The sequence below is a fragment of the uncultured Jatrophihabitans sp. genome, assembly GCF_964251945.1.
Lineage (GTDB): Bacteria > Actinomycetota > Actinomycetes > Mycobacteriales > Jatrophihabitantaceae > Jatrophihabitans.
Genome location: NZ_CAXULP010000006.1, coordinates 19,792 through 38,328, shown reverse-complemented (window position 1 = coordinate 38,328; position 18,537 = coordinate 19,792). Strand labels below are relative to the sequence as shown.

At 70.3% G+C, this 18,537-nt stretch carries 18 protein-coding genes; 5 read left to right on the top strand and 13 right to left on the bottom strand.

Annotated elements, in window-relative coordinates; translation table 11 throughout:
* Positions 1 to 2: 2 nt before the first annotated feature.
* The 3 genes from ACFFBG_RS12940 to ACFFBG_RS12930 all read right to left on the bottom strand — a co-directional run bounded on the left by ACFFBG_RS12940 (position 3) and on the right by ACFFBG_RS12930 (position 3,035).
* Positions 3 to 1,013, bottom strand: a complete 1,011-nt coding sequence (locus ACFFBG_RS12940; protein WP_375479309.1) for an amidohydrolase family protein — start codon at positions 1,011 to 1,013, stop codon at positions 3 to 5.
* Complete coding sequence (locus ACFFBG_RS12935; protein WP_375479307.1) at positions 1,010 to 1,963, bottom strand: fumarylacetoacetate hydrolase family protein; 954 nt, start codon at positions 1,961 to 1,963, stop codon at positions 1,010 to 1,012. Before ACFFBG_RS12935 ends, ACFFBG_RS12940 begins: the two co-directional genes overlap by 4 nt.
* Before the next feature lie 139 nt (positions 1,964 to 2,102).
* A complete protein-coding gene (locus ACFFBG_RS12930) occupies positions 2,103 to 3,035 on the bottom strand; it encodes a LysR family transcriptional regulator (protein WP_375479305.1) in 933 nt (310 codons plus the stop codon).
* A gap of 125 nt (positions 3,036 to 3,160) precedes the next feature.
* Here ACFFBG_RS12930 and ACFFBG_RS12925 point away from each other — a divergent pair, with 125 nt between their 5' ends.
* Genes ACFFBG_RS12925 through ACFFBG_RS12915 form a run of 3 tightly spaced genes read left to right on the top strand, consistent with a single transcriptional unit; the run spans position 3,161 to position 6,228 of the window.
* Positions 3,161 to 4,300, top strand: a complete 1,140-nt coding sequence (locus tag ACFFBG_RS12925; protein WP_375479303.1) for an FAD-dependent monooxygenase — start codon at positions 3,161 to 3,163, stop codon at positions 4,298 to 4,300.
* Between the two features lie 38 nt (positions 4,301 to 4,338).
* Positions 4,339 to 5,253: an MBL fold metallo-hydrolase gene (locus tag ACFFBG_RS12920; RefSeq protein WP_375479301.1), complete on the top strand. Its 915-nt coding sequence runs from the start codon at positions 4,339 to 4,341 to the stop codon at positions 5,251 to 5,253.
* 39 nt (positions 5,254 to 5,292) lie between these two features.
* Positions 5,293 to 6,228 (top strand): VOC family protein, encoded by a 936-nt coding sequence (locus ACFFBG_RS12915; protein WP_375479299.1) that lies wholly within the window; start codon positions 5,293 to 5,295, stop codon positions 6,226 to 6,228.
* A 54-nt stretch (positions 6,229 to 6,282) separates the two neighbouring features.
* Here ACFFBG_RS12915 and ACFFBG_RS12910 read toward each other — a convergent pair whose 3' ends face one another.
* From ACFFBG_RS12910 to ACFFBG_RS12895, 4 genes are read right to left on the bottom strand one after another with little or no spacing between them, the layout of a single operon-like run.
* Positions 6,283 to 7,062, bottom strand: coding sequence for an SDR family NAD(P)-dependent oxidoreductase (locus ACFFBG_RS12910; RefSeq protein WP_375479297.1), 780 nt, complete (start codon positions 7,060 to 7,062; stop codon positions 6,283 to 6,285).
* Between the two features lie 20 nt (positions 7,063 to 7,082).
* Entirely contained in the window at positions 7,083 to 8,120 is a 1,038-nt protein-coding gene (locus ACFFBG_RS12905) for an alcohol dehydrogenase catalytic domain-containing protein (RefSeq protein ID WP_375479697.1), read from the bottom strand.
* Positions 8,121 to 8,125: 5 nt separating this feature from the next.
* The gene (locus tag ACFFBG_RS12900) at positions 8,126 to 9,019 is read right to left on the bottom strand and encodes a VOC family protein (RefSeq protein ID WP_375479295.1); all 894 of its coding nucleotides are present in this window, start codon (positions 9,017 to 9,019) and stop codon (positions 8,126 to 8,128) included.
* Positions 9,016 to 9,936: a fumarylacetoacetate hydrolase family protein gene (locus ACFFBG_RS12895; RefSeq protein ID WP_375479293.1), complete on the bottom strand. Its 921-nt coding sequence runs from the start codon at positions 9,934 to 9,936 to the stop codon at positions 9,016 to 9,018. The genes ACFFBG_RS12900 and ACFFBG_RS12895 overlap by 4 nt, the downstream gene beginning before the upstream one ends.
* Before the next feature lie 65 nt (positions 9,937 to 10,001).
* Here ACFFBG_RS12895 and ACFFBG_RS12890 point away from each other — a divergent pair, with 65 nt between their 5' ends.
* Together ACFFBG_RS12890 and ACFFBG_RS12885 are read left to right on the top strand one after the other, a co-directional pair.
* Positions 10,002 to 10,862 (top strand): amidohydrolase family protein, encoded by an 861-nt coding sequence (locus ACFFBG_RS12890; protein ID WP_375479291.1) that lies wholly within the window; start codon positions 10,002 to 10,004, stop codon positions 10,860 to 10,862.
* 61 nt (positions 10,863 to 10,923) lie between these two features.
* Complete coding sequence (locus ACFFBG_RS12885) at positions 10,924 to 11,688, top strand: SDR family NAD(P)-dependent oxidoreductase (RefSeq protein WP_375479290.1); 765 nt, start codon at positions 10,924 to 10,926, stop codon at positions 11,686 to 11,688.
* 3 nt (positions 11,689 to 11,691) lie between these two features.
* On the opposite strand, the gene ACFFBG_RS12880 is transcribed toward ACFFBG_RS12885, so the two are convergent.
* From ACFFBG_RS12880 to ACFFBG_RS12855, 6 genes are all read right to left on the bottom strand, one after another.
* A complete protein-coding gene (locus ACFFBG_RS12880) occupies positions 11,692 to 12,606 on the bottom strand; it encodes a TrmB family transcriptional regulator (protein WP_375479288.1) in 915 nt (304 codons plus the stop codon).
* Positions 12,607 to 12,615: 9 nt separating this feature from the next.
* Complete coding sequence (locus ACFFBG_RS12875; RefSeq protein ID WP_375479286.1) at positions 12,616 to 14,094, bottom strand: MFS transporter; 1,479 nt, start codon at positions 14,092 to 14,094, stop codon at positions 12,616 to 12,618.
* On the bottom strand, positions 14,091 to 15,728 hold the full coding sequence (locus tag ACFFBG_RS12870) for a (2,3-dihydroxybenzoyl)adenylate synthase (RefSeq protein ID WP_375479284.1): 1,638 nt from the start codon (positions 15,726 to 15,728) through the stop codon (positions 14,091 to 14,093). Before ACFFBG_RS12870 ends, ACFFBG_RS12875 begins: the two co-directional genes overlap by 4 nt.
* An 83-nt stretch (positions 15,729 to 15,811) precedes the next feature.
* The gene (locus ACFFBG_RS12865; protein WP_375479282.1) at positions 15,812 to 16,720 is read right to left on the bottom strand and encodes a VOC family protein; all 909 of its coding nucleotides are present in this window, start codon (positions 16,718 to 16,720) and stop codon (positions 15,812 to 15,814) included.
* Entirely contained in the window at positions 16,717 to 17,598 is an 882-nt protein-coding gene (locus ACFFBG_RS12860; RefSeq protein WP_375479280.1) for an IclR family transcriptional regulator, read from the bottom strand. The genes ACFFBG_RS12865 and ACFFBG_RS12860 overlap by 4 nt, the downstream gene beginning before the upstream one ends.
* Before the next feature lie 9 nt (positions 17,599 to 17,607).
* Positions 17,608 to 18,534, bottom strand: coding sequence for a dioxygenase (locus tag ACFFBG_RS12855; protein ID WP_375479278.1), 927 nt, complete (start codon positions 18,532 to 18,534; stop codon positions 17,608 to 17,610).
* Positions 18,535 to 18,537 lie beyond the last annotated feature (3 nt).

Genomic DNA, 18,537 nt, shown 5'->3' with positions numbered 1-18,537 from the left:
TCCTAGCCTTCCGTCGCCAAGTTCAAGAGCCGAGTGGCGGCGCCGCCGGCGATGGCGTCGCGGTCCGCTGGCGACAACCCTGCGGCGTCCAGCCGCTCGAGTGGATCGAGCACGCCCATGTCGAACGGGTAGTCCGAACCGAGCACGACGTGCTCGGCGCCCAGCACCTTCACCAGCGCGGTCAAGATGTCGGCCTCGTAGACCAGGGAATCCACCCAGATGCTGTCCAGGTACTCACTCGGCGGCCGGCTCATCGTCCGGCTCTCCGGGCGCACCTGGTAGGCGTGGTCAGCCCGGCCCAGATAGTGCGGGAAGTACCCGCCCCCGTGCGCGCCGCACACCCGCAGCCTGGGGAACCGGTCGAACACCGCGCCGAAGACCAAGTGCGTCAGCGCCAGCGTCGTCTCGGTTGGGTTGCCCACGATGTTGCCGAGGTAGGAGGTCGCCAATCGCGATCCGAGGCTGCACCCCCACGGGTGGATGAAGACGAACGCGCCGAGCTCCTCGGCGGCGGCCCAGAACGGGTCGAGCGATCGGTCGGACAGCTCCCGGCCGGCGACCGAGGTCGAGATCTGCACTCCTCGCATGCCCGCGGTGAACGCCTGGCGCAGTTGATCGACGGCGAGCGCCGGATGCTGCAGCGAGACCGTGGCCAACCCGACTAGACGCCGGGGTTCGAGCGCGACGAGGTCGAGGATGTGCCCGTTCGCGGCGGCGACGAGGTCGGCGGCGAGCGCTTCGTCGGCCCAGTAGTGGTAGAGCGTGGGCACGACGCTGACCGCTTGCACGTCGATGCCGCCGGCGTCCATCCGGCTCAGCCGGGCGGCCGGCGTCGTCAGGAACGGCTGGTACGACGTGTTCGCCAGCTCGATGTTCCGCGCGGTGGACTCGGCGCCGAACGTGGCAAGCTGCGCGGCGCGTTCGGCGGCGAGCCCCGGCTGGCCGTCGACCAGCTCCTCGATCGCAGGCACGTCCACGTGGGCGTGCACGTCGACGGTCTGCGGCCGGCTCACCGGACCACGCACCGGTTGCGCTGCGTGCCCAGGCCGGTGATGGCGCCTTCCATGACGTCGCCGGCCCGCAGATAGCGCCCGTAGTGCGCGCCATTGCCGGCGGGCGAGCCGGTGAGCAGCAGGTCTCCGGGGCGCAGCGGGGTGATGGCGCTGACGTGCTCGATCAGGCGCGGGATGTCGAAGATCATGTCGGCGGTGGACTCGTCCTGCATCACCTCGCCGTTGAGCGAGAGGCGGATACGCAGATCCATCGGGTCGGGCACGAATTGGGCGGGCGTCACCCACGGTCCGAGCGGCAGGAACGTCGGCGCGTTCTTCCCCGCCAGCCAGTCGGTGCCGAGCGACGGGATGTCCGGCCGGAAGATCCGGTCGCGCGTGCTCAGATCGTTGACGACGACGTAGCCGGCGACGCAGTCCATCGCCCTTTCCCGGTCGACCAGGTAGGCGTGCGCGCCGATGACGACGCCGAGTTCGAGCTCCCAGTCGTGCTGCACGCCGGTCGGCGGCAGGACGACGTCGTCCTCTGGTCCGCACACCGCCGAAGGCAGGCCGAGGAAGACGTACGGCGTGCCGGAGCGGGCGCGCTCGTCCATCGTCGCGACGGCTCGGGCGCGGACGTCGTCCAGATCGTCGGCGCCCTGCTCCGCCGCGGCGGCCACCATCAGCTGCACCACGTGGGTGCGGTAGTTGGCGCCGCTTTGAAAGATCTGGTTGGGGACGAACGGCGCGGCGGCGGTCAGCGACGACAGAGCCAGCGCCGACGCCGGCACAGCGTCCGCTGAGACCGCGGCGTCCAGGGCGGCGCTGCTCTGGGCCCAGTCGGCCAGCAGCGCCTCGACGGTCGTGGCGCCGAGGCCGAGCTCGGCCAGCGGCACCACCTGCTCGCCCACCAGCACGCCGGCGAAGGCGTCGCCGACCGCGGGCTGGAACGTGCCGAGCTGGTAAGCCATCAGGTCTCCGTCGGGCTTGGCGGGCGATGCGACGCCGGTCACCTCGTCCGACGTCGCGACCCTAGGTCTGACCACCCCAGGTGGGAAAGACGTGCTCGCCGATATCCGTCATCGACGGCGGCGATGGGCTCGCCGCGCGTCACAGGTTCGCCGCCAGCGTCGCCACCCGTTCGCGCAGCCACAGGTGCGCCGGGTCGCTGTGCAGCACCGGATGCCAGTACATCGTCTCGACGATCGGCGCCAGCTGCACCGTTGTCTGGAGGATCTTGAGATCGCGGCGCACGTGCGACGCCGCGACGAGCCGCTCGTGCACGAACGCGAACAGCGCGGTGCCCGGCAGCAACGCCGGGACGAGGGTGAAGCTGAGCGTCGACAACGCGACCTTCGGCTCGATCCCGAGCGCGCGTAGCTGCACGTCGACATAGGCGGCGTTCCCGCCGACCGGGTTGAACTGGATGTAGGGCAGCCGCGAGATCGCGTCGCGGTCGAGGACGTCGCCGACGTCGCGGTTCTGGCTCCAGACCGCGGGCACGTACCGGTCGGTGAACAACGCGCGATGCGGGAAGCCGGCCATCCCGGTGTCCGGCAGCTCGCGCGGCATGATCACGAGGTCTACCTGCGAGCGCTCGAGATGCACCGCGGTGGCGCCGTCGACCGGCACCACGTTGACGGCCACTCCCGGCGCTTCGCGGTACAACAGCTCGAGCAGCGGGCGCAGCAGCACCAGCGTCACATAGTCGCTCGCCACGACGGTGAACGTGCGGGAGTCGACGGCCGGGTCGAAGCGCGGCGTCGTCACGAACAGCTGCTCCAGACCGGTCAGCGCGGCCCGGACCGGTTCGAGCAGCGCCTGACCCATCGGCGTCAGCTCGAGAACCCGACCGCTGCGCACGAGCAACGGGTCGTCGAACAGCCGGCGCAGCCGGCCGAGCGCCGCGCTCATCGCCGGCTGGCCAATCCCAACTGCCTCTGCCGCGCGGGTGACGTGCCGGTGCTCGAGCAACGCGTTCAGCGGCAGCAGAAGGTTGAGATCGGCACGACGCAGCGTCCCGGACACGTCCACACCGCTCATCGTCCCAGAACGACGGCGTTCCATCGACAGCGTCGATGCCGCACATCGCAAAGGTCGTCTGTGCCTTATGGCCTCGGCGTCCTATCGTGCAGGGCGTCGCACTACAGCATCCCTCGGAGGCGGTCGTGAGAGTTCTCGTCGTCGGCGCCGGGATCGGCGGTCTCGGCGCGGCCATCGCACTCACCCAACGCGGGATCGACGTCGATGTCGTCGAAGTGAAGCCGGAGTTCTCGGTCTACGGCGTGGGCATCAACCAGCCTGCCAACAGCCTGCGCGCCCTCAGGTCGCTGGGCGTCCTCGAACGCTGCCTGGCCGTCGGGTACCAATTCGACCAGTGCGACTTCTACGGCGCCGACGGCGAGCATCTGGTCAACATCCCCTACGGCTTCAGCGGCGAGGACGTGCCCTGCAACAACGCGCTGTCCCGGCTGGACCTGCACCGCATCCTGCTGGAGCGGGCCGAGGACGTCGGCATCAAGATCCGCTACCACACCAGCGTCGCCGACCTCGCCGATCGCGGCGACGAGGTCGAGGTCGAGCTGACCGACGGCCGGCACGAGACCTACGACCTCGTGGTCGCCTTCGACGGCATCAAGTCCTGGACGCGGCGCAAGATCTTCGGCGACCAGTACGATCCGGTGCACTCCGGGTTCGGCGTCCTGCGGATCACGCTGCCGCGGCCGGCGGAGGTCACCGGAATGCGGGTCTACCAGGCCCTCGGCGTCAAGCTCGGCTTCTGCCCGCTGAGCGAGAACTCGATGTACATGTTCGTCGTGACGGCGCAGCCGGCGGATGTCGTACACGATCCGGCGACGCTGGGCGATCTGCTTCGCAGCCAGCTCGAGCCCTTCGGCGACCTGCCCGGGCGCGTTCGCGACTCGATCAGCGGCCCGGCCGGGATCGTGTACAGCCCGATCTCCGACGTCATGCTGCCGCTGCCGTGGTTTGCCGGTCGGGTCGGCGTGCTGGGCGACGCCGCGCACGCGTGCGCTCCGCACCTCACCCAGGGCGCCGGCATGGCGCTCGAGGACGGTGTCGTGCTGGCCGAGATGCTGGCCGCCGGCGGGCCGATCGAGCAGACCCTGCGGCAATTCGGCGAGCGCCGGTTTCCGCGCGCCAAGCTGGTGCAGGACGTGTCGCACCAGATCCTGGCGAACGAGATGTCGATCAACGCCGACAATTACGCCGCTTCGGTGGAGGCGATGCGCACCCACCTGCCGGAACAGTCGCGAGCCGTCGACAGGTTGCTCGACGCGCCAGCATGAGCAGCCCGACGTGAGCAGCCCGACGTGAGCACCCCGACGTGAGCGCGGGGTTCGGACCGGCAGAGCTGGTGGAGGTCGCCGATCAGGTCTTCGCCTACATCCAGCCTGACGGCTCATGGTGGATCAACAACACCGGTTTCGTCGTCGGCGGCAAGGCGGTGATCAGCGTCGACGCGTGCTCGACGCGAGCTCGCACCGCGGCCTACCTCGAGCGGATCGCCACCGTCTCCCGCGCGCCGGTCACGACGCTGATCAACACCCACCACCACGGCGACCACACGTTCGGCAACTATCTGTTCGGCACGGCGACCATCGTCGCGCACGAGAACTGCCGCGCCTCGTTGCTGCAGGCCGGGTTGCCGCCGCGGCCGGGCGTGTGGGATCCGGTCGACTGGGGGGACATCGAGCTGGCGCCGCCCACGCTGACGTTCACCGACCGGGTCACGCTGTGGTCCGACGACGACCCGATCGAGGTCAGCCACGTCGGCCGGCCGGCGCACACCGACAACGACAGCCTCGTGTGGCTGCCCCGGCAGCAGGTGCTGTTCTGCGGAGACCTGCTGTTCAACGGCGGAACGCCGTTCCTGCTGATGGGATCGGTCAGCGGGGCGATCGGCGTGCTCACCGACGTCGTCGCCGCGTATCCGGCGGTGGTGATCGTGCCGGGCCACGGGGCGCCGTGCACGAGCAGCCTCATCGACACCGTCGTCGGCTACCTGCGCTTCGTGCTCAGCGTCGCGCGACAGGGTCTCGACGCCGGTGTCGGGCCGCTCGACGCGGCGCGGCAAACTGACCTCGGCCAATACGCCGAGTGGCTCGACGCCGAACGCATAGTCGGCAACCTGCACCGCGCCTACTGCGATCTCGATCCCGCGGGGCACCCGCTCGACATCGCGGCCGCGCTCGGCGACATGGTCGCCTACAACGGCGGCCCGCTTGCCTGCTACGCCTGAAACCGTCGCCCGCAGCGACCCGTCCCAAGGAGACAGCCGGTGTCCGAGCCGCTGACCCGTTCGCCCATCACGCACCTGCGTCACGTGGGCCTGGCCATGCCCGACTACCGGGAGTCGGTCGAGTTCTACGACAAGATCTGGGGCTTGGTGCCCGTCGCGAACGACTCCGACATCACCTTCTTCGCGACGCCTGCCCATCCTGAGCAGTACATCCTGCGGGTGCGCCGGGCGGCGGAGAAGCGGCTCGACCTGCTGTCGTTCGCGGTCGAGACCGAACACGACGTCGACGCCGTCACCGAGCGCATGATCGCCGCGGGCGTGCAGGTTGACCGGGAACCGGACAAGCTCGGCACGCCCGGCGGCGGCTACGGCATGCGCTTCTTCGACCCGGACGGGCGGTTGATCGAGGTGTCGGCCGAGGTCGCCGAGCGGCCCTACCGGCCGCTCGAACCTCGCGAGTCCATTCCGCAGAAGCTCAGCCACGTGGTCGTCAACGCCACCGACGTGGTGGCGACGAAGAAGTTCTACGAGACGCTGCTCGGCTTCCGGTTGTCGGACTGGCTCGAGGACCAGATGTGCTTCCTGCGCACCCGCGTCGACCACCACATCCTCGCCATCGCGCACGGGCCGCACACGTCGCTGAACCACGTGTCGTTCGAGATGCGCGGGATCGACGAGTACATGCGGGGGACCGGCCGGATGAAGCGGTCCGGCCGGCCGCCGATCTGGGGACCGGGCCGGCACGGCGCGGGGGACAACACGTTCTCCTACTTCCTCGACCCGAACGGCAACATCGTCGAGTACACGACCGAGCTGGAACGCATCGAGGACGACGCGGCGTGGGAGCCGCGGGTCTGGGTTGCGACGCCCGAGGAGGCCGACCAGTGGGGGACGTCGAACCCGATCACCGAGCAGATGATCCCGGCGATGTTCAACGACCCGGACCGCGGCGTGTGGACCGGCTCGCCGATCTGAGCCCGCCGCGCGGCAGGGGGTCAGCTGACTCGCGGCCGGCTCAACCTCGCGGCGTCAGTTGAACTCCATGCCGCCGTTGACGTTGAACGCCGACCCGGTGATGTTGCGGGCCTTCGCCGAGGCCAGGAAGGCGACCATGTCGGCGATGTCGGCGGGTTCCTGCAACCGGCCGAGCGCGATCCGGTCGTAGAACATCTGCCAGGTGTCGTCCTCGGTCTTTTCGTACAGCGTCGACATCTTCTCCACGACGCCCTCGTGCAGCTGCGTGCGGATCACTCCCGGGCAGACCGCGTTGACCGTGACGTCGTACTGCGCGAGCTCGCGGGCCATCGTCTGCGTCATGCCGATCACCGCCCACTTCGACGCGGCGTAGGGAAGGATGTTCGGCGACGCCCGCTTGGCGACCACCGACGAGATGTGGATGATGCGTCCGGACCGCTGCTCGATCATCGGCGGCGCCGCGGCCTTCGTCGTCAGGAACAGCCCGCGCGCGTTGATCGACATGACGCGGTCGTACTCGTCGGCGGTGAGCGTGTGGAACGGGCCGGGTCGCGGACCCACCCCGGCGTTGTTGACCAGGATGTCGAGCCGGCCGCGCCGCTCGAGAATGCGCGCGACGACGTCGGCGCTGGACTGCTCGTCGCGCACGTCGTGCGCCGCCGCGAAAGCGCGGCCGCCGCCGGCGGTGATCGCCTTGGCGGTCAGCTCCGCCTCGTCCGCGTCGATGTCGGCGACGACGACCTCGGCGCCGTCTGCGGCGAGCGCCTCGGCGATCGCGCGCCCGATTCCCCGGGCGGCGCCGGTGACCAACGCGACCTGATCCGGCAAGCTCATCGGTGCCTCCTGAGTCGGACTCACGACATCTCCAAGACCATCTGACCGTGCGCGGCGCCCGCTTCGACCTGGGCGTGGGCGATTGAGACGTCCGCGAAGGGCAACCGTCGCACATGGTCGCGAGGCGGCCGGAATCCCTCGTGGACATCGCGCCAAACCGCCGCCATCTGGGCGCGGTTGCCGGTGCGGACGCCGATCAGCGACTGGCTGCGCAGGTAGAAGGGCAGCAACTGCATCGGCAGCGCGTCGTGGCTGATGGCGCCGGACACGACGATGCGGCCCAGGTAGGCGACGGCTGGCCGGTAGGCGGTCCAGACCGCCGGCAGGCCGAGGTTGTCGATCACGCAGTCCAGGCCTGAGCTGCCGGCCGCGGACGCGATCAGCTGGGGGAGCTGCTCGGCGTCGCCGTCGACGCTCGCCGCGAGCGGCAGCCCGTCGAGCCGGTCGGGACGGTCGGCCAGCCGGTCGACGCCGATCACACGCGCGCCGCGCCAGGCCGCCATCGTGGCCGCCATCGAGCCCAACGCGCCACCGGCGCCGATGACGAGCACCGTGCTGCCTTCGCCGACGAGCCCCGCGTCGAGCTGAGCGCGGGCGACCGGGCCGTTCGCGGCCACCGCCGCGGCGGACGCCGCGTCGACGTCGTCGGGCAGCCGATGGACGTTGCCGGCGGGAGCGACGACGTATTCGGCGTAGCTGCCCTGGCGGTGCACGCCGATCAAGCCGAACGTCTCGCACGCCTCTTCGTGGCCGATCACGCAGCCCCGGCACTTGCCGCAGGACAGCACCGCCGAGACGGCCACGCGCGTGCCCGGCGCCAGGTCGCCCACGGCTGAGCCCACGGCGTCCACCACGCCGGCGTGCTCGGTGCCCAGCACGTGCGGGAACGCGGTGATCATCGGTGCGAACGGCGGCCGGCCGGCACGCGCCGCGACGTCCTTCGTCCGGGCGACCGCGATGGCCTGCACCCGGATGCGCACCTCGTCGGCGCCCGGTTCGGGCAGCGGCAGCTCCGCCGGGACCAGAACCTCCGGGCCGCCGAAACCGTTGATCACCATCGCCTTCACGAGCGCTCGCCCGCGGGCGGGTTCGCCATCGCGGCGATGACCTCGGGACTGATGCCGCCGCTGGTTCCCCACACGTCGGCGTTCTCCTGATTGCGCACCCACGAGTGCGGTTGCCAGTCGTCGGCGAGGACCAGCAGTTCGGCCGTGTACTCGATGACGTTGCCGACGGGGTCGATGAAGTAGCAGAAGACATTTCCGCCGGGACCGTGCCGGCCCGGTCCCCAGATGGTGTCGAAGCCGGCCTTGCGCATCCGGCCCAACGCCCGCATGACCTCATCGGCCGACTCGACCTCGAACGCGACGTGGTTGAGCGACGTCCAGCGGCCCGGCGCCAGCACGATGCAGTGATGCAGCTCGTTGCAGCGCAGGAAGACCATCTGGTCGTTCTCGTACCAGTCCGAGATCTGGAACCCGAGCACCTGCTGGTAGAAGTCTTTGGCCGCGGTCATGTCGGTGCAGTTCAGGACGATATGGCTGAGGCGATCGGGGCCGAAGTCCCGCCCGGGCGCGCCGTCGTGCTCGGCGAGGTCGGCGCTGACCTCGAGCCGCCGGCCCTCTGGATCGCGGATGATCGCGCGGTAGCCGCCGCCCGGCTCGGTGCTGGCCGCAGGGCGCTGCTCCACCTCGGCGCCGGTGTCACGCGCCCGCTGGACGATGGTGTCGACGGCGTCCGGCGAGGACGCGGCCAGGCTGATCAGCTCCAGGCTGTGCCCGTCGCCCGGCACCAGGGTGAAGACATGGTGCTCCGGCCCCCGCGCGCGCAGCTGAATCGCGCCGTCGGTCGTCTCGGCGACGCGTTCCAGGCCCCAGGTCTGCTCGTAGAACGGCAGCAAGGCAGCCGGGTCCTGCGCCGAGATGGCGATGCTGCGCAGGCGCGTGATGAGCGTCATCGCGCGCTCCTGCGCTCGATGGTGTTTCGCAGCTGGCCCACCCCGGGGATGTCGACGTCCACCACGTCGCCCGGCGTGAGGAACGTGCCGCTCGAGGCGCCGACGCCGGCGGGCGTGCCGGTGACGATGACGTCGCCGGGCTCGAGAGTCAGCAGTTCGCTTGCCTGGGCGACCATCGTCGCGACGTCGAGCACCATGTTCGAGGTGTTGCCGTCCTGGCGCAGCTCGCCGTTGACCCGGGTCCGGATGGGCAGCTGCTGGACGTCGTCGATCTGCCACGCGGGCACGACGCCGGGACCGATCGGCAGCGACGTGTCGGCGCCCTTGGACGCGACCCAGTCCCACACGAACGGCGCCGCCGGGGTGTCCCGGCGGTGTGGGCCCCGAAGCGAGATGTCGTTGGCCACGCAGTAGCCGGCCACGTGCGACAAGGCGTCGCCGTGGGCGATGTCGCGGCCACCGCGGGCCATGACGACGGCGAGCTCGCCTTCCCAGTCGACCTGATCGGTCGCCCAGTCCTCGCCGACCAGCACCGGATCGGTCGGGCCGACGAGGCTGGTGGTCGGGGGTTTGAAGAAGAAGTACGCCGTCCACGAGTCGCCGAGCCCGGCCTGCTTCATCTCCGCGAGGTGATCGCGGTAGTTGGGTCCCGAGCAGAGCACTTTCGCCGGGTAGCGCAGCGGCAGCAGGATCTCCGGATCGGCGACGAGCTCGCCCGTGGCGCCGTCATGGGCGCGCAAGGCCGGTTCGAGCTCGGCCCAATCGTGGATGACGTCGAGCACGCCGCCGTAGCCACGCAGGAACTCCGGGATCCGCACCTGCGTCCCGCCCAGCTGCCGCACGCCGACTCGTGGCGCCGGGGCGGTCGGGCTGGTCACCGTCACCAGCGCCCAGTTGGCCGTGCTCGGACTTGTCATCGGCTCGCCTCCTGTGGTCCACCCGACAGTAGCGTAGTACCTACTGAAGTAGTTAGGGTGAGCCCATGCGTCGCATTGATCTGCACTGCTACCCAGGCACCGACGAGTGGGTGCGCTCGCAGGGCCCGTTCGCCGAGGCGCTGGCCCGCTACTGGAAAAAGCCGTGGGTGGGCCGCGCCGAGGAGGACGTGGTCGCCGACATCCGCACGGCCGGGATGGAGGCGGTCCTCGTCGCGTTCGACATCGAGAGCTCCACCGGTGCGCCAGCCTGCGGGAACACGTCGGTCGCGGCCATGCGCGACCGACACCCGGACGTCTTCCTGGGCGCATGGGGCGCGGTCGATCCGCTGGCGGGCGCCGCTGCCGTCGCCGAAGCCGAACGGGCCGCTCGCGAAGACGGCGTGCTGGGCTTCCACTTCCACCCGATCATGGGGCACTTCCGGGTCGACGACCCGCAGTGGCGTCCGCTGTTCGCCCGAATCTCCGAACTCGGCCTGCCGGTCATGATCGATGTCGGCACCACCGGCATGGGCGCCGGGCTGCCGGGCGGGCTGGGCAGCCGGATCAGCAACGCGCACCCGCTCGCGATCGACAACCTCGCCGCCGACCTGCCGGACCTGACGATCATCGCGGCGCACCCCGGCTACCCGTGGATCGATGAGATGACGGCGGTCGCGCTGCACAAGGGCAACGTCTTCTGGGAGCTGTCCGGCTGGGCGCCCAAGCACTTTCCGCCCGGGTTGCGCACCGACATCCGCGCCCGCCTGCAGGACAAGATCATGTTCGGCACGGACCATCCGAGCATCCCGTTCGATCGGCTGCTGAACGAGTGGTCCGACCTCGGCTACTCCGAGGACGTCATGAACAAGGTGTTCCACGCCAACGCCGAGCGGGTGCTCGGCTTCGACCGGGTGGCGGCAGCCTGATGGCGCCCGCGCGAGGAGCGGCGCTGACGGCGCGGCCACGCGAAGACGACGGGAGACGCGCGTGACCGAAACCCGACGCCCTGCTGCGCTGGTCACCGGTTCGGCCGCTGGCATCGGCCGCGCCGCGGCGCTGCGGCTGGCTAGCGCCGGCTTCGACGTCACCATCAACTACAGCAGGTCGGCCGATCGCGCCGAGCAGGTCCTCGGCGAGCTGCACGCGATCGGCGGCGCTCACCAGGCGGTGCGGGCTGACGTCGCCGACGACGCGGCGGTGCGCGAGCTGGTCGGGCGGGCCGTCGAGCGGACCGGCACGCTGGACGTCCTCGTCAACAACGCGGGCACCACCAGCGAGACCCCGCCGCAGGACCTGGACGCCCTCGACTTCGCCGACTGGGACCGCGTCATGGCCACCAACGTGCGCGGGCTCGTCCAGGTCGTCCGCGCCGCGGCGCCGGCCCTGCGCGCGGCGCGCGGATCGGTCGTCAACGTCGCCAGCATCGTCGGGTTGCGGCCAGGGCCGCAGCCACTGGTCTACGCGGCCAGCAAGGCCGCGGTCGTCAACCTGACCCGGACGCTGTCGGCGGTGCTCGCGCCCGAGGTCCGGGTCAACGCGGTCGCGCCGGGTTGGATCGCCGGGGAGTGGATGGAGCGCACCCTCGGCGACAACTACGACCGGCTCATGCAGCGCCGCGCCCAGCACACCCCGCTCAAGCGCAACGTCACGCTCGAGGACGTCGCCGAGAGCATCCACGCGCTGGCCGTCAGCCACCCGTTCGTCACCGGCGAGGTGATCGTCATCGACGGCGGCTACACCGCGACGACGTGATCCTCAGCCGGTGCGCCGGGCCGACGCCGCGCCGCGGTCGGCGGCGCGCGGCTGCTCGGCCCGGTAGCTCTCCAGCTCCTGCAGGCCGGGTCCATAGGCTGCGACGAGCTGTGCGCCGAAGTCGCTGAACACCTGCTGCATGTCGATGTCGTGGCGGATGTAGCCCTTGACGGCCGCGATGATCGCGGCGTTCGCGGTGTGGATGCCCGACCACGCCCGGCCGTCCGCGGCCAGGCCGAACACGGTCTCGCGCGAGTCGGTCACCATGGCGACGTGCCGGGCCTGGTGGTGGCGGAACACCGCGCCGTCTGTGCTGGCGTGCCGGAACACGCGCACGCCGTCGACGTCCAGCGTGATGCGCCCGAAGGCCAGCACGACGACGTCCACGCCGCGGGCCGCGCAGGCCGCGATGTCGTCGGCCAGCGCGGTGATCTCGGCTGCGCTCGCCGACAGGTACACGCGGCGCGCAGCAGCGTGCAGGGCGGCGCTTGCCGACGCGAGCACCGACTCACGCCCGGCCAGTCCCGCGACGTCCTCCTGGGTCGAGGGTTGCGCGATGTCGGCGACGTCCGGCGTCGATCGACGCGCGTCGTCGAGCCGCTCGTCGAACGCGGCCTGCAGGCCGTCGAGCAGCGTGGCCGGATCCAGCGCGACGAAGCGCGCCGGCTCGCCAGGCAATTGGCGGGCGGCGCCGCGCGTCACGAGCTTGCGCAGCGCCTCGTACACCTTGGGCTGCGGCACGCCGGTCGCCTTGGCCACCGCGTACCCGGTCTGCGGCGTCGAACCGAGCAGGCCGACGTAGCAGCGGGCTTCGTACTGGGAAAATCCGAGGCTGGACAGCGCTTCGGTGAATCGTGCGTCGGCCGCGTGCGCGGAGCCGGGAAACGTCGCCATTCGGGGACCCTCCTCGTCGGTCAAGAATGCATACTACCGCGGTAGGTTGCCAGGGCGTTGCGCGCTCGCGTCAGGACTGCTAAGCGGGGGTCGGCGGTTCGCCGCCGGGGGCGGCCGGGACGGCCGGCGGGCGGCGTCGCCGATGTCCCGCGGCAGCCGGAAGGCCTGCGCGGTGGCCAGCAGCGCGACCAACGCGAGCAGCAGAAACGCGATCGTGTACGGGGTCGCCGGCGTGTGGCGGCCGAACACGGCGCTGCCGATCGGCGCGCCCACGCGCAGGGCGACGGTCGCCGCGGCGACGCCCAAGCCCGCGAACAGCTGCTGCACCGTGGCCGCGAGGCTGTTCGCGTGCCGCATCTGGTCCTCCGGGACCTCGCTGAAGCTCAGGGCGTTGTACGAGGTCAGACCCAGCGAGCGAGCGGCGCCGCTGAGCACGGTCACCGTCAGGATGATCAGGATCGGCGTGGTCGCGGTGAACAGTCCGGCGACGGCCACGGTGGCCGCCACCGCGACGCTCGCACAGATCAGATTGCGTCGAAACCCGTAGCGATTGAGCAGGAACGTCGTCGCCGGCTTGATCCCGATGTTGCCGACGAAGACGGCGAGCACCACGGCGCCCGCCTTGACCGCGCTCCACCCGAACAAGTCCTCGAAGAGCAACGGCAGCAGGAACGGCACCGCGCCGACCGTCAACCAGAACGGGCAGAGCCCCGAGAGCGACAGGCGCAGCGAGCGGATGCGCAGCGTCCGCAGGTCCACCACGGGCGAGGGCGCGTGCAGCAGGTAGCGCACGGTGCCGGCCAGCACGAGCGCCGACAGCGTGCCGAGGACGACGATCGGGGTCCACGACGAGGTGCTGATGGACAGCAGGTGAGCGGTGTAGGTCAGTCCGCCCAAGCCGGTGCAGGTGAGCCCGACGCCCTTCCAGTCGAGCGGCGGCACGTCGCCCCGCGGCGACGCCGGCAACAGCCGGACCGCCGCCACGAGCGCGACGGCGCCGAGCGGGACGTTGATGAGGAAGATCCACCGCCAGCTGGCATATGTCGTGATCAGCCCACCGGCGAGCGGAGCGATCACCGGCGCGATGAGTCCCGGCCACACGATGTAGGACATCAGCCTCAGCAGATCGGCCTTGGGCGTCCCGGCCAGCACGGTGAGGCGGCCGACCGGCACCATCATGGCCCCGCCGACACCCTGCAGGACCCGGGCGCCGACGAGCACGTTCAGGTTGGGGCTGGCCGCGCACAACACCGACGCCAGCGTGAAGACGGCGATGGCCGCGAAGAAGACGCGGCGGTTGCCGAAGCGGGCCGCCAGCCAGCCGCTGAGCGGGATCAGGACGGCGAGGGTGATCAGATAGGCGGTGATCACGAGACCGACCGACGCGGCCGTCACATTCAGATCCGCGGCGATCCGCGGCGCCGCCGTCACGACGATGGTGCCGTCCAGGTTCTCCATGAAGAAGCAGCCGGCCACCAGCAGGGCGACGTTGCGCTGGCGGGCGCCGATCACCGGCGCGGCGGCTGCTCGCGCAGGTCGGCGACCAGCTGCTTCTTCGAGATCTTGCCCACCGGCGACAGCGGGAATTCGGGATAGATCCGCAGGTACTCCGGCAACTTGTGCCGGGCGAGTTCGAAGGACTGCAAGTGCGCGATCAAGGCCTCCAGGGTGACCGAGCTTCCCGGGCGGAGCACGAGGCAGGCGCACATGCGCTCGCCCAGCACGTCGTCGTCGACCGGGACGCACGCGGCGTTCAGGACCGCGGGATGGGACAGCAGCAGGTTCTCGATCTCTTCGGCGGAGATCTTCTCGCCGCCGCGGTTGATCAGATCTTTTCGGCGGCCCGCCACGACGTAGTTTCCGCTGGGGTGTTGCCACATCAAGTCGCCGGACATGTAGAAGCCGTCGGGTGAGAAGGCGTGCGCGTTGTGCTCGGCCGCGTCGAAGTAGCCGCGCAGCGTGTACGGCCCGCGAGTCCACATCTCGCCGGTCTCGCCGATCGGCACGTCGGCGCCGACCTCGTCGACCAGTCGCACCTCGTCGTCGGGGCAGATCGGCCGGCCGACGGTCTCCAGCCGCACCTCGAGCGGGTCGTCGAGCCGCACGAACATGATCAGGCCCTCGGCCATGCCGAAGTTCTCCTGCACGGTGGCATTGGCGAAGATCCGTTGCGCGCGGGCGCGCGTTTCCGGCTGCAATCGCTGGCCGCCGCTCTGGATGACCCGCATCGAGCTGAGGTCGAAGTCGGCGGCCGAGCCGTCGTTGATCAGCTTGATCAGCAGCGCCGGCACCACGTGCACATGCGTCGCGCGGTCGCGCTCGATCCGACGGAAGAGGTTGGCCGCGTTGGTGCTGGCGCTCATCGCGACCGTCGCGCCGGAGAACAGGAAGCCTTGCATGCCCGGGCAGGCGAGCGGCAGATTGTGCGAGATCGGCAGTACATCGAGCAACACGTCGCCGGCGCGCACGTCGCACACGGTGACGGCGAGCTTGGAGTTGTAGGCGTAGTCGTTGTGGCTTCGCGGGATCAGCTTCGGGATGCCGGTGGTGCCGCCGGACAGCTGAAACACCGCCGGGTCCTCCGGGTCGATGGCGCTGCGCAGTTCCTTGACGTGGTCGGCCGACGTGCGGGGCTGGGCTTCGTGCAACGTCTCCAGCCGCACCGCGCTGGAATCCGGCGCCGCGCCCTGCACGATGTGCAGCGTGAACGACGGCTGCGCGCTGGCGATCCGGTCGAAGATGGAGACGAAGTCCGCGTCCTTGGACGTGGCCGGCGATGCCAGCGCGACCGCGCCGGACAGCCGCACGAACTGTTCGATCTCGCGGTAGCGGTGCGACGGCAGCGCCATGATCGGGATCGCGCCGATGTGTTGCAACGCGATGTAGAGCGACGCGAACAGCGCCGTGTTCGGCAGCTGCACCACGACGCGATCCAGCGGGCGCAAGCCGAGGTCGACGAGCGCGCGCGCCACGGTCGCGGCGCGCGCCGCCAGCTCGGCATACGTCACGGACTCGGTGTCGTCGATGATCGCCACTCGGTCGCCGTATTGCTCGAAGGCGTCGAGATAGTGGTCGACGAGCGGGCGGTCCTCCCAGTACCCCTTGCGTCGATATCGACGCGCGTACTCCGGCGGGAACGGCGTCACGCCTGCCAGCCTCATGAGGTGCCCTTCCGTCGGAGATCGGATCGACCCCCATACTACCTACCTGCGTAGGTAGGGCGAGTGCGTCAGTCTCGCTTGTCCTCCTGGTTCTGCAGGAAGTCCTCGGGCATCATCGGGCACCACACGGCGGGCGGGGCAGTCCAGTCCGTGCGGGCCTGCCACTCCTCGGTGATCTGGTCGATGTCGGTGAAGTACTCGATCCAGCTGCCCCAGGGGTCGCGGATGTAGTGGAACAGGTTTGATCCCAGCGTGTGCCGGCCGAGGCCCCAGCCCACCCGGTGACCGCTGTCTGCCATGGTCCGAGCGCCGATTGCGAGCTGGTCGAAAGTCTCGACCTCCCAGCTCGAATGGTGCAGGCCGGGATGGCTGCTCTGGATGAAGCCGAAAATGTGGTGGTCGCCCGGCCCGCTGTTCATGAAGCTCGCCTTGCCCGGCACCCGGTCGGAGAGCTTCAGTCCGAGCGCGGCGGCGTAGAACTGCTCGGCGCGCACGTTGTCCGTGGTGAAGATGAGCATGTGGCCGAGCCGACGGGGGACAGCCGGCGCGTCCGCGTCGAGCCACCTGGCGCGGTCCACCCGCTGGTAGCTGCCGGCGAGATTCACCGGGATCGTGTCGACCGCCCGGGGCGCCGCGAGTTCGCGCTCGAGCAGGTTCACCAGGTTGCCGTCCTGGTCGGCGAACCACAGGCCGGCGCCGATGTCCCCGCCGGGCCCGTCGAGCAGTTCGATGTGCTGCGCCTCGAGATGGCGCTGCCACTGCGGCCCGGAGCCTGGCGTGATGGCGAAGCTGACGTGATGAAGCCGCTTGTCCGAACCCTCGACCAGCACGGTCTGGTCCTGATCGCGGCCCACGCACCGAACGGCCAGCGACGTCGAGCGCTCGCTCACGTCGAGGCCGAACGTGCCGTAGAAATCGGCGGCCGTGTCCAGGTCGGGCACCTGCAGGCCGTAGTGCAGCAAACCGCTGACTCTCATCGGGATCTCCTGGGTTCGAGCTTCGTGGGCTGTGCGTAGCCGATGTCGGCCGACATCGCGCTGGTGGTCTCGAGCAGCGTCGCGGTCACCGACTGCAGCAGCGCCGCGTCGGCGAGTCGTTCGGGCAGTGCGATGGAAACCGCCAGCGGCAACTGGTCCTCGGTGGTGAAGACCGGGGCCGCCACCGAGTAGATCCCGGGGATGACCGCGCCGGCTGTCGTGGCGAAGCCGTCGCGCCGCACCGTGGCGGCGATCTCCTCGACGACCCGCGGATCGGCCCGGGCGACGTCCGGGCCCTGCGCGCGCAGCACCGGCCAGGTCAGGGTCGCAGGCAGGTACGTGAGGTAGACGCGCCCCACGGACGAGGTAAGCAACGGCAGCGTCGACCCCACCCGCACGGTGATCGGCAGGGCGTAGGCGCCGTAATCCCACCGCACGATCACCGGACCGTGATCGCCCCACACCGCCAGGTTGACCGCGTGTCCCGTTCGATCGCGCAACGCAGGCAGGTGGTCTGAGGCGATCCCCACCTCGTCCATGCGCCGCAGCGCGTCGGCGCCGAGGCGCCGCAACGACGGCCCCAAGTCGTAGCGTCCCGACGTCGCGGACTGCGCGACCAGGCCCACGCGGCTCAAGCTGACCAGATACCGGTGCACCTTGCTGGGCTGCATGCCGCTCGCGGTGGCCAGCTGGGTGAGGCTCATCGGGCCGCCGCCCTCTTCGAGGGTGAGCAGGACCGTCATCGCGATCTCGACGGATTGAATGCCCTGGCGACCGTCCTCGGCGCCCTGGTCGCGGCCGGTCTCGGCGCTGTCGCGGCCGCTGTGCGCAACCGGAACTGACAAGCGGTGGGCCCGGCCGTCAACCTCGGATGTCATCGGCTGATCCTATTGCGGGCCACGCGGGTCACGCGGGTCCAGCCGGGCGGGTGCGTCGGGGGACGGCTGCAGGACGAAGTCGTAGCTCATGGTGAAGAACTCATCGAGCTGCCGCCCGTCCGGCGCCGGTCCGGGCCCGTGGGCTTCGAACGCGCGGACGAGGGAGTCCTTCTCGCCGAACACCGCGTCGTTGCCGAGGTAAGGGTCGCCGTCGCGGAACACATGCGTGATAAGCGTGACGAAGCCGGCCGCCGCGATCATGAAGTGGACGTGCGCCGGCCGCATCGGGCTGCGCCGAGCGGCGGTCAGCAGGTCGCCGACCGGGCCGTCCTGCGGAATGGGGTACGGCTCGGGCAGCACAGAGGAGAACCAGTAGCGGCCGCGCGAGTCCGCGCGCAGGTGCCCGCGGCCCTGCGCCGATTCGCGGTCTGCGTATTGGACGTCGTAGTTCCCTTCCTCGTCCGAGTGCCAGATCTCGAGCAGCGCGTGGGGGAGGGGCTGCCCGTCGAGTCCGGTGACGGTGCCCGAGTAGAAGCACGGCTGACCGCTTGCCCCGCCGGAGATGTCGTCGCCGTTGGCGAACTCGGGTGACCCCGCCACGAAGAAGGGGCCGATCACGGTCGATTCGGTGACGGGCGCGGCGGGCGGATGGTTGATGCCGATGGTCAGCATGGACAGCCCGAGCACGTCGGACAGCAGGATCGCCTCCTGCCGCGAGTCGTCGCTGATCTGGCCGATGCGGGTGACGAACTCGATGGCCGACGCCCACTCGTCCTCCGTGAGAGACACGTCGGATGCGAACGCGTGCAGGTGGGTCACCAGGCTCTGCATCACCTGCCGAAAACGGGGCGAGGCCGAGTCGTCGAAGCTGTCCAGCACGCGCTGGGTCAGGGCCGGATCGACGGAGGAGGCGACGCCCGCGAGGGTCGGATTCATGTC

Coding starts and splice junctions, on each gene's coding strand:
- ACFFBG_RS12895 (WP_375479293.1), bottom strand. CDS start 9,936: ATGACAAGTCCGAGCACGGCCAACTGGGCGCTGGTGACGGTGACCAGC.
- ACFFBG_RS12930 (WP_375479305.1), bottom strand. CDS start 3,035: ATGAGCGGTGTGGACGTGTCCGGGACGCTGCGTCGTGCCGATCTCAAC.
- ACFFBG_RS12865 (WP_375479282.1), bottom strand. CDS start 16,720: ATGAGAGTCAGCGGTTTGCTGCACTACGGCCTGCAGGTGCCCGACCTG.
- ACFFBG_RS12905 (WP_375479697.1), bottom strand. CDS start 8,120: ATGGTGATCAACGGTTTCGGCGGCCCGGAGGTTCTGGTCCCGGCGGAG.
- ACFFBG_RS12910 (WP_375479297.1), bottom strand. CDS start 7,062: ATGAGCTTGCCGGATCAGGTCGCGTTGGTCACCGGCGCCGCCCGGGGA.
- ACFFBG_RS12855 (WP_375479278.1), bottom strand. CDS start 18,534: ATGAATCCGACCCTCGCGGGCGTCGCCTCCTCCGTCGATCCGGCCCTG.
- ACFFBG_RS12860 (WP_375479280.1), bottom strand. CDS start 17,598: ATGACATCCGAGGTTGACGGCCGGGCCCACCGCTTGTCAGTTCCGGTT.
- ACFFBG_RS12935 (WP_375479307.1), bottom strand. CDS start 1,963: ATGGCTTACCAGCTCGGCACGTTCCAGCCCGCGGTCGGCGACGCCTTC.
- ACFFBG_RS12890 (WP_375479291.1), top strand. CDS start 10,002: ATGCGTCGCATTGATCTGCACTGCTACCCAGGCACCGACGAGTGGGTG.
- ACFFBG_RS12900 (WP_375479295.1), bottom strand. CDS start 9,019: ATGACGCTCATCACGCGCCTGCGCAGCATCGCCATCTCGGCGCAGGAC.